Raw genomic sequence first — 2,597 nt, 5'->3', positions numbered from 1 at the left:
CTCCTGGACCTCCACCAGATCCTCGTCACGCCCCTCCCCGGGCCAGCCGCCCGCACTCTGGATCAACTACACGCCCGAGCCACTCCCACCGAAGATCGCCCCTGACAGTTATTCAATTACGGGCCCCAGGCAGGATCGAGAACTCCCAAGTCGCCGTCTACCTGGTTTACGCAGGCCAGCGCGGTCATGCCGCCGTGGACCGCGAGCTGTACATCCCGCGCTCCTGGACCGACCAGCCCGACCGCTGCCGTGCGGCCGGACTGGACCCGGACACCGCGTTCGCGACCAAGCCCGAACTGGCCGCCCGCATGATCGCCCGGTTCCTGGACGCCGGCCACCACGCCGCCTGGGTGGCCGGCGACGAGGTCTACGGCGGCAACCCGAAGCTGCGCACCGCCCTGGAGGAACGCGGCACCGGCTACGTGCTCGCGGTGGCCCGCACCCACGAAGTCACCACCCAGGCAAGGAAGTTCCGCGCGGACGCCCTGGCCAGGAAGATCCCCAAGCGGGCCTGGCAGAAGCAGTCCGCCGGGGCTGGTGCCAAGGGGCAACGCTTCTACGACTGGGCCCACATCGACCTGCCCGACGCCGCCCCCGGCCACCGCCACCTGCTGATCCGACGCAACCGCACCACCGGCGAACTTGCCTACTACCGCTGCTACTCACCCCGGCCGGTGCCCCTGGCGACCCTGGTGCGGGTCGCGGGATCAAGGTGGCGAGTCGAGGAGACGTTCCAGTCCGGAAAGGGCCTGGCCGGACTGGACGAGCACCAGGTCCGCCGCTATCCGTCCTGGTCCCGATGGGTCACCCTCGCCATGCTCGCCCACGCGTTCCTCGCCGTCGTCCGCGCCGACGAACACACCTGCCATCCCTCCCCGGACAACCTGATCCCGCTCACCTGCAACGAGATCCAGCGCCTATTCATCACGCTGGTCATCCGGCCCGTCCACGACACGACACACCGGATCCGCTGGTCCCACTGGCGACGCCACCACCAGGCCCGATCCCAAGCAAGCCACTACCACCGCCAGGCCGCACCCCCAGCGTGATCACGATCTACAGCTGGAGTACTAGAGGCCGACACGGCCGTCCACGTAGCCTGACGTGCTACGAACGATCCCGGCCTCGGGGGTCGCGTATCTTCACGCCACGCGTCATGAGCTAGTGGTGCACGGTGTTGGCGCTCATACCCATCCGCTCACTGAGCGTTTTCAGCGTTGTCTCTCCAGGGTGAGGACGGCCTTGGTATTGACGGTCACTGACCCCGGACACGGTGGAGCTGGAGGAGGGCTTCTCCCGTGACATGCGCGGCATCGGTCACCTCGGAACGGGCGACCTGGAGGTGCGGATCTCGTCGGCAGCGGATCTGGAGAAGGCGGGGCCGTTGGTCCGGCGGGCGTTCGAGGCGGCCTGACGAAACAGGATGGGCAGCTGGTGCATCGGTTTGTCGATGCACCAGCCGCCCTGTTGCGTTTGTGGTCACTCGGCCTCGGTCTGGTCGGTCTCATGCTCATGCCTCCGGTCCTGCCAGGTCGAAGTCGTTCTGGGTCAGCTCTGCTCGGAGTCGGCGCTCGGCGACGTTGGCGTAGTGCGAGGACAGCTCGACGCCCACGAACTGCCGGCCTTCGCGCAGGGCGGCGACGCCCGTGGAGCCGCTGCCGGTGAAGGGGTCGAGGACGGTTCCGCCCTCGGGGCAGACCTGGACGAGCTGCTGCATGACCTCGACGGGCTTCTGGGTGATGTGGACCCGGCCCTTGCGGGGCTGGGAGGCGATGTAGTGACCGGGCAGGTAGAGGTTGCGGGTGTTGTCGAGGGAGCCCTTAACACCCCAGATGATGAACTCGGAGTCCTGCTTCGGCCCGCCCTTGCGGGGCCGGCTGGCGGGCTTGATCCACGGGATGGTGCCGCTCCAGGTCCACCCCGCCATCTGCAGGGCGTCGGAGGTGGTCGGCTCCTGGCGCCAGTCGGTGAAGACCATGGCGACCGCGTGCTCGGTCGAGGCCCGGTACGCCTCGGTGAGCAGTTCGGTCAGCCAGGAACGGTAGGAACGCTGGTCGCGGTTCTCGCCGGGGAAGTTCTGCAGGTCGTGCGCGGAATTGCTGGTGACGTACTTGGCGCGCGCAGTACGGCCGGTGCGGTCCGAACTGGTGCGTCCGCCGGAGTTGTACGGCGGGTCGGTGATGACGGCGTGGACGCTCTCGTCGGGCAGGGACTTGAGCACGGTGAGAGCGTCGCCTCGGTGCAGCGTGTAGCTCATGCGCAGGGCCTCTTTCAGCGCATAGGCGGGTGTTTCCCCTGCGAAGGGTGTCCCGACGGATCTCCTTCGGTGTGGGGCTGCGCCGGAGGTTAGCCGGTTTTTCCGGCAGCGCCGTTGAGCGGCCGGGGTCCTTCGAGGGCTCGTTTGGCGCGACCGGAATTCGCGTCTACTGTCTGGCCACGTCATCGAGGCGGAACCCAACTCCACCCCGGTTGACCCAAGGCCGCGAAGTTAACAGGCCGACGGCCCTGTCAAGGCTCTGTGGCTGGAGTTGACGGTTCGACAGCTACGGAAACGGGGCCTCTGGTAGAGGCAAGGAAGTCGACCAAGACGTTCCTGC

1 protein-coding gene and 2 pseudogenes are annotated in these 2,597 nt (G+C 67.6%); 2 read left to right on the top strand and 1 reads right to left on the bottom strand.

Annotation, left to right across the window (positions count from 1 at the left end; all coding sequences use genetic code 11):
• Positions 1–128: 128 nt before the first annotated feature.
• Positions 129–1,049 (top strand): annotated as a pseudogene (locus tag O3X23_RS43750) (IS701 family transposase); the annotation flags it as partial.
• Between the two features lie 209 nt (positions 1,050–1,258).
• A pseudogene (locus tag O3X23_RS43745) lies at positions 1,259–1,414 on the top strand (DUF5655 domain-containing protein); the annotation flags it as partial.
• Between the two features lie 96 nt (positions 1,415–1,510).
• Here the strand turns inward: O3X23_RS43745 and O3X23_RS43740 are convergent.
• Positions 1,511–2,257, bottom strand: coding sequence for a DNA-methyltransferase (locus tag O3X23_RS43740; protein WP_269280952.1), 747 nt, complete (start codon positions 2,255–2,257; stop codon positions 1,511–1,513).
• Between the last annotated feature and the right edge of the window lie 340 nt (positions 2,258–2,597).

Source organism: Streptomyces sp. H39-S7 (genome assembly GCF_027158205.1).
Classification (GTDB): domain Bacteria; phylum Actinomycetota; class Actinomycetes; order Streptomycetales; family Streptomycetaceae; genus Actinacidiphila.
Note: the sequence above shows the minus strand (reverse complement) of the source record. Positions and strands in the feature narration are given on the sequence as shown.